The organism is Frateuria sp. (genome assembly GCF_013362045.1).
Lineage (GTDB): Bacteria > Pseudomonadota > Gammaproteobacteria > Xanthomonadales > Rhodanobacteraceae > Frateuria_A.
Genome location: NZ_JABFWW010000209.1, coordinates 21,622 through 27,986, shown reverse-complemented (window position 1 = coordinate 27,986; position 6,365 = coordinate 21,622). Strand labels below are relative to the sequence as shown.

Here is a 6,365-nt window from a genome sequence, read left to right as displayed (position 1 = left end):
ACGCGCTCGCCGAGCAGGTCCTTGAGCCTCTTGAGCAGCGGTTCGGCCGCCTTGACGGTTTCCTCCTGCTTCTGCTTGTCGGCCTCGTCGAGCGGCACCTCGCCCTTGGCGACGTTCTTCAGCGGTTTGCCGCCGTATTCGCTGAGGCTGCCGAGCATCCACTCGTCGATGCGGTCGGACATCAGCAGCACCTCGATGTCCCTGGCCTTGAACGCTTCCAGCTGCGGGCTGCCGGCGGCGGCCTTGTAGCTGTCGGCGGTGATGTACCAGATCGCGTCCTGGCCGACCTTCATGCGGCCGACGTAATCGTCGAAGCTGGTCGCCTGGCTGGCGCCTTCGCCCTTGGTCGAGGCGTAGCGCAGCAGCTTGGCGATGCGCTCGCGGTTGTTGGCGTCCTCGCTGACGCCTTCCTTGAGCGTGTTGCCGAAGGCCTTGTAGAAGGTGGCAAATTTTTCCGGCTCGTCCTTGGCGAGCTTTTCGATCAGGTCGAGCACGCGCTTGACGCAGGCGGCCTTGATCCGCTCGAGCTGGCGGTTGTGCTGGAGGATCTCGCGGCTGACGTTGAGCGGCAGGTCGTCGGCGTCGACCACCCCGCGCACGAAGCGCAGGTAATTGGGCAGCAGTTCCTCGGCCGCATCCATGATGAAGACGCGCTTGATGTAGAGCTTGAGCCCCTTGCGCTCGTCGCGGCCGCCCATCATCAGGTCGAACGGCGGCTGCGCGGGCAGATACAGCAGCGTGGTGAAGCTCTGGCTGCCCTCGACGCGGTTGTGCGTCCAGGCCAGCGCATCGTTGAAGTCGTGGCCCAGCGACTTGTAGAAGCTCTGGTAGTCCTCGTCGCTGATCTCGCTCCTGGGCTTGGTCCACAGCGCGCCGGCGTCGTTGACGGTCTCCCACTCGGCGGTGGGCTTGCCGTTCTCTTCCTTCGGCATGCGGATCGGAAAGGCGACGTGGTCGGAGTACTTGCGGATCAGCGAAGACAGCTGCCAGCGCTTGAGGAATTCGTCCTCGTCGGCTTTGAGGTGCAGGATGACCGTGGTGCCGCGCTCGCCGAGTTCGAGCTGATCCAGCGAATACTCGCCCTTGCCGTCGCTCTCCCACTTCACGCCCTCGCCCACCGGCGCACCGGCGCGGCGGGTGAGCACGGTGACCTTGTCGGCGACCACGAAGGCCGAATAGAAACCCACGCCGAACTGGCCGATCAGGCGCGCGTCGGCTTTCTGCTCACCGCTCATGGCCTCCAGGAAGCGCCGGGTGCCCGAGCTTGCGATGGTGCCGATGTTGGCCACGACTTCGTCACGGCTCATGCCGATCCCGTTGTCGCGCACGGTGACGGTGCGCGCCTGCTCGTCCCAGCTCACGTCGATGTGCAGTTCGCCCTCGCCGGCGAGCAGCTCGGGGTGGGCGATCGACTCGAAGCGCAGCTTGTCGCAGGCGTCGGAGGCGTTGGAGATCAGCTCGCGCAGGAAGATTTCCTTGTGCGAGTAGAGCGAATGAGTGACCAGGTGCAGGACCTGGGCGACCTCGGCTTCGAACTTGCGGGTTTCGGTGGATGCGGTCATTGCGGTGGTGCTTCCAGTGGGTCGTAGATTGATTTCCTCTCCCCGGGAGAGGGTGCCCGGCAGGGCGGATGGAGGTTCGGGCGGAGCGCGCTGGCCTGCGCCACCAAACCCTTCCCCCAACCCTCTCCCGGTGGGAGAGGGAACTCAGGATCAGGCGCGCGCCGCCTGCAGCGCGGCGATGCGCTCGTCCAGCGGCGGATGGCTCATGAACAGGCGCTGCAGGCCGGCGGCCATGTGGCCGGAGATGCCGAAGGCGGCCATCGCCTTGGGCAGCGTGGTCTCGCCGTGGTCGCCCTTGAGCCGCTGCAGCGCGGAGATCATCGCGCCGCGGCCGGCGAACGTCGCGCCCGCATGGTCTGCGCGGAACTCGCGCCAGCGCGAGAAGGCCGCCACGATCATCGAAGCGAACAGGCCGAACACCACCTGCAGCGCCATCACCGTCACGAAGTAGCCGATGCCGCTGCCGCCGCGGTTGTCGCGGCCGCCGGAAAGCCAGCTGTCGACCAGGTTGCCGACCACCCGCGCGGCCAGGATCACCAGCGTGTTGAGCACGCCCTGGATGAGCGTGAGCGTGACCATGTCGCCGTTGGCGACGTGGCCGATCTCGTGGCCGAGCACGGCGGAGACCTGCTCGCGGTCCATCTGCTGCAGCAGGCCGGAACTGACCGCCACCAGAGAACTGTTCTTCGTCATGCCGGTGGCGAAGGCATTCATCTCCGGCGCGTCGTAGACGGCCACCTCGGGCATGCCGATGCCGGCGTTCTGCGCGTGGCGGCGCACGGTGTCGAGCAGCCAGCGCTCGGTCTCGTTGCGCGGCTGCTCGATCACCTGCGCGCCGGTGGAGTACTTGGCGATGGTCTTGGACATCGCCAGTGAAATGAACGCACCGCCCATGCCGAACACGGCGGCATAGACGAGCAGGCCGGTCATGCCGCCGTAGCCGTGGGCGGCGGCCCACTGGTCGATGCCGAACAGGCGGCAGACGATGCTCAGCAGCAGGAGGACGGCGATGTTGGTAGCAAGGAAAAGAGCGATTCGACGCACGGCTGTCTCGTTTTGGCAGTCATGAAAAGGTGGCTCGCGCCACGGGCTGAGACTCGGGGCGGCGGGCAATAGTTTCAAGAGGTGCGCCGGCGCACGGGCCGGCAACGACGCGCCCGGCGGATCGCCTGGCGCGGTGGTGGCGGGTCGGCCGGCACCACGAAGCGGCACAGCCGATCCGGCGGCAGACCCGGCCGGCGTCCGCCCCCGGCAGGGCGCCCCGCGATTCCGCCAGCGGCGGTTCGGCTAGCGCCAGGCGTCTTCGCTGCGCTGCTCGAAGTGCTCGTAGGCCGTGATCAGGCCGCCCAGCACCTCGGCGGAGGTCTCGAACAGCGCCTGCGCCTTGGGATCGGAGACCTTGGGCACGTCCTGGCGGACGAGGTCCATGGCCTCGCGCAACATGCCCTTGATCCTGCGGGTGTGTTCGCGGGGATCCTCGTGGCCCGGCATGGGTAATGTCATGGCTGTCCTCCTGGCGGAACGCAAGTGCGCGGATAGCGACGATGCTCGCGCCCGGAGGGTTTCGGACAGGTGAACCGTCCGGCTTGCGGAGCATCTTAGAATTCCCGCATGAACTACCGCGGCCGCTTTGCCCCCTCGCCCACCGGCCTGCTGCACTTCGGTTCGCTGGTGGCCGCGGTGGGCAGCTGGCTGTGCGCGCGGCATGCGGGCGGGCAGTGGCTGCTGCGGGTGGATGACATCGACCCGCCGCGCGAGGTGGCAGGCTCGGCGCAATCGATCCTGGCCGCGCTGCCGGCATTCGGGCTGGTCGCCGACGCGCCGCCCTTGTACCAGTCGCAGCGGCAGGCAGCCCATCAGGAGGCATTCGACCGGTTGCGGGCGGCCGGGCTGGTGTTCCCCTGCTGGTGCAGCCGGGCGCAGCTGGCCGAGGCGGGCGGCTTCCATCGCGACGGGCATTGCCTCGCGCAGCCGCAAGCGGACCGCCCGCCGGCCTGGCGCTTGCGCGCGCCGGACCTGGCCGTTGCCTTCGACGACGCCCTGCAAGGCCGGCAGCAGCAGAACCTGCGCGACGAGGCGGGCGATTTCGTGATCCGCCGGGTCGAGGGCCTCCATGCCTATCACCTCGCCTGCGTGGTGGACGATGCCTTTCAGGGCATCACCGAGGTGGTGCGCGGCACCGACCTGCTCGACTCCACGGCGCGACAGATCTGGCTGCAGCGCTGCCTGTCGCTGCCCACTCCCACCTACCTCCACCTGCCGCTAGCGCTGGATGCCCACGGGCGCAAGCTGTCCAAATCCGAGCGGGCGCACCCGGTGGACCCCGCCGATCCCGTGCCGGCACTGCGCCGGGCGCTGGCGTTTCTGGACGTCCAGACGTCCGCGACGGCACGCACCCCGGAGGCACTGCTGAAGGCCGCCCTCGACGGCTTCGAGCCGGCGCGCCTGCCGCATCTGGCAGCACGCCCGGCCTGACTCCCGATACGGGCCTGCGCGGCAGCCGTCACGAAGTTGGGGTATACATGCGGAGGGCTGCGATCGTCATCCGCTCTGATTTCGGGAACCCTGGCAATGAATCCACGCACTGCACTGGTCACCGGTGGTACCGGCGGCATCGGCACCGCCATCGTCCGCTACCTGGCGCGCCAGGGGCACCGTGTCGCCACCAACTATCGCGATGCGGCCAAGGCCGACGCCTGGCGTGCCGCGATGGCGACGGAGGGCATCGACGTGTGCATGGTCCCCGGCGACGTGGCCGATCCGGCCTCCGCCGAGTCGATGGTGCGTGCGGTGGAAAAGGACTGCGGCCCGGTCGACATCCTGGTCAACAACGCCGGCATCACCCGCGACACCACCTTCCACAAGATGGACTACCAGCAGTGGTCCGAGGTGGTGAACACCAACTTGAACGCCTGCTTCAACGTCACCCGGCCGGTGATCGAAGGCATGCGCGCGCGCAAGTGGGGCCGCATCGTGCAGATCAGCTCGATCAACGGCCAGAAGGGCCAGTACGGCCAAGCCAACTACGCCGCGGCCAAGGCGGGCATGCACGGCTTCACCATCTCGCTGGCGCAGGAGAATGCGAAGTTCGGCATCACCGTCAACACCGTCTCGCCCGGCTACGTGGGCACCGACATGGTGATGGCCGTGCCCGAGGAAGTGCGCGAGAAGATCGTGGCGCAGATCCCGATCGGGCGGCTGGGCAGGCCCGAGGAGATCGCGCATGCGGTGGCCTTCTTCACCACCGACGAGGCCAGCTGGATCACCGGAGCGAACCTGGCGATCAACGGCGGGCATTACATGGGCTGGTGACTACTCCCTCGCGGGGAGAGGGCAGGGGCGAGGGAACGCTGTTGCGGGACAACCGCAAAGGGGCCTGCTTTCAACCTGCTTCCTGCGGGCCCCGCCCTCACCTCGATCCTCTTCCCGAAGAGAAAGAAAACCTCCGGCTACTTCTCCAGCACCTTCTCCAGCACCTTGCCCACCGCCGCGAACGCGAAGGACCCGGTGACATGCGTGGCCGCTCCCAGTCCGCCGCCGCAGGCCAGGTTGAGCGAATCACCACCGGGCGGGCGCAGGCCGCAGACACTGCCGTCCGGCTGCGGGTACTGCACATTCTGCAGTGAATAGACGGCCGACACGCCGAAGTAACGATCGGGGTTGCGCGGGAAGTTGAAATCCTGCCGGAGCTTCTTGCGGATCAGGCTGAACATCGCGTCGTGCTCGGTGCGCGAAAGGTCGCGCACGCGGATCTGGGTCGGGTCGGTGCGCCCACCGGCCGAACCCACGGTGACCATCGGCAGCTTGCGCCGGCGGCACCAGGCGATCGCCTCCAGCTTTACCCGGAAGGCGTCGCAGGCATCCAGCACCACGTCGTAGCCGCGGTCGAGCAGTTCGTCCAGCGTGGCGGTGGTGAGGAAGCGCTCGATCGCCTCGAGCCGGATGCGCGGATTGATCGCGTGCGCGCGCTCGGCCATCACGCCCACCTTGGGCTTGCCCCACTGGCCGTCCAGCGCATGCAGCTGGCGGTTGGTATTGGAGACGCATACCTCGTCGGCGTCGATCAGGGTCAGCCGCCCCACCCCGCTGCGGGCCAGCGCCTCGACCGCCCAGGAGCCGACGCCGCCGATGCCGATCACGCAGACGTGCGCATCCATCAGGCGCTCGATGGCGCCGCGCCCGTACAGGCGCTCGACGCCCTCGAAGCGCTCGGCCGGGTAGTGCGGTCCGCTCATGCGGATTTCCCGTGGACGGGGTGGAGGCTGCCTGTCATCGCCCGCGGTTTCCTACGTGCCAAAAGACCATTTTACGGCTACGAAAGCGGGCAGCGCTTCGGTATTCTGGCTTTTCCAAGGTTCAAGGCGGCTCCCCATGAATGCACGTTCCGCGTTGCTTATCCTGCTCGGCCTGGTCATCGGCGCCCTCGGCACCGTGTTCGCCATGAAGGCGCTGGGCAGTCGCAACCCGATGCCGCATGCGGTGATGACGGTAATGGGCCACCACATGGGGGCGCTGAGCCAGGCGGTGAAGGCCAGGCAATGCGACGCCGCCCAGGTCAACGACCACCTGCTGCGCTTGCAATCCACCTCCGCCGACATCGCCGAGGCCTTCCCCGGCGCCGAGCAGGATTTCGTCAACCATGCCGGCCGCCTGCGCACCGCGCTGCAGGGCGCCGTGCAGGCGCATCCCCTCGATTGCGCTGCGCTCGCCACGGCGATCAAGCCCGTCGACGATGCCTGCCAGTCCTGCCACCAGCAATACCGCTAGGCCCGGACCACACGGCTGGATGCCAGGTCGATGCCA

The 6,365-nt window shown here is 67.8% G+C and carries 7 protein-coding genes; 3 read left to right on the top strand and 4 right to left on the bottom strand.

Annotated elements, in window-relative coordinates:
- The 3 genes from htpG to HOQ08_RS10080 form a co-directional block, all read right to left on the bottom strand.
- The coding region (htpG, locus tag HOQ08_RS10090) for a molecular chaperone HtpG (protein WP_291194004.1) at nt 1–1,562 on the bottom strand (1,562 nt) is incomplete at its 3' end.
- Nucleotides 1,563–1,712: 150 nt separating this feature from the next.
- Nucleotides 1,713–2,606: a protease HtpX gene (gene htpX, locus HOQ08_RS10085; protein ID WP_291194001.1), complete on the bottom strand. Its 894-nt coding sequence runs from the start codon at nt 2,604–2,606 to the stop codon at nt 1,713–1,715.
- A gap of 243 nt (nt 2,607–2,849) precedes the next feature.
- Entirely contained in the window at nt 2,850–3,065 is a 216-nt protein-coding gene (locus HOQ08_RS10080; protein WP_291193998.1) for a hypothetical protein, read from the bottom strand.
- A gap of 108 nt (nt 3,066–3,173) precedes the next feature.
- Between HOQ08_RS10080 and gluQRS the strand changes: the two genes are divergently transcribed.
- Entirely contained in the window at nt 3,174–4,037 is an 864-nt protein-coding gene (gene gluQRS, locus HOQ08_RS10075) for a tRNA glutamyl-Q(34) synthetase GluQRS (protein WP_291193995.1), read from the top strand.
- Between the two features lie 96 nt (nt 4,038–4,133).
- Nucleotides 4,134–4,874: an acetoacetyl-CoA reductase gene (gene phbB / locus HOQ08_RS10070; RefSeq protein WP_291193992.1), complete on the top strand. Its 741-nt coding sequence runs from the start codon at nt 4,134–4,136 to the stop codon at nt 4,872–4,874.
- A 137-nt stretch (nt 4,875–5,011) separates the two neighbouring features.
- On the opposite strand, the gene HOQ08_RS10065 is transcribed toward phbB, so the two are convergent.
- Nucleotides 5,012–5,797, bottom strand: coding sequence for a tRNA threonylcarbamoyladenosine dehydratase (locus HOQ08_RS10065; RefSeq protein WP_291193989.1), 786 nt, complete (start codon nt 5,795–5,797; stop codon nt 5,012–5,014).
- Nucleotides 5,798–5,933: 136 nt separating this feature from the next.
- On the opposite strand from HOQ08_RS10065, the gene HOQ08_RS10060 reads away from it, so the two are divergent.
- On the top strand, nt 5,934–6,329 hold the full coding sequence (locus HOQ08_RS10060) for a cytochrome c (protein ID WP_291193986.1): 396 nt from the start codon (nt 5,934–5,936) through the stop codon (nt 6,327–6,329).
- Nucleotides 6,330–6,365: the final 36 nt, after the last annotated feature.